Origin of the sequence: Pseudomonas sp. Pseusp3, assembly GCF_047304225.1 — a bacterium.
Taxonomy (GTDB): Bacteria; Pseudomonadota; Gammaproteobacteria; order Pseudomonadales; family Pseudomonadaceae; genus Aquipseudomonas; species Aquipseudomonas fluorescens_CD.
This window is the reverse complement of record NZ_JBGLYV010000251.1, coordinates 1-402: the sequence shown is the minus strand read 5'-3', so window position 1 is coordinate 402 and position 402 is coordinate 1. Positions and strand designations below refer to the sequence as shown.

At 69.2% G+C, this 402-nt stretch carries 1 protein-coding gene; it reads right to left on the bottom strand.

What is annotated here, in order from left to right:
- Nucleotides 1–23 precede the first annotated feature (23 nt).
- A partial coding sequence (locus ACCD00_RS30780) for a hypothetical protein (RefSeq protein ID WP_413428940.1) occupies nucleotides 24–402 on the bottom strand: 379 nt, incomplete at its 5' end.

Here is a 402-nt window from a genome sequence, read left to right as displayed (position 1 = left end):
GTCCCGGGCTGCATCGGCGCCCACTACGCCAGCAGCTCTTGCAGCGTCCCGAGCTGCGTCCGCATCAGCTCTGGCGGCGTCCCGGGCCGCATCCGCAGCAGCTCTGGCAGCATCCCTGGCTGCATCCGCATCAGCTCTGGCAGCGTTCCTGGCCGCATTGGCGTCGTTCCTGGCTGCATCGGCGGCGTTGTCGTTGTCGTCGTCATTGTCTCGCGCATTGTCCCGCGCATTGCCTGGGCCGCGGTTCCCGGCCATACCATGGTCGGCATCGCCGCGCCCTGGACCTCCATGACCGTCAGCACCATGGCCGTCACCGCCATGGCCTGCAGCACCACCATGGCCGCCTCCCTCTCCATGGCCGCCACCGCCGTCACCACCGTGACCACCACCTCCGGAACCTCC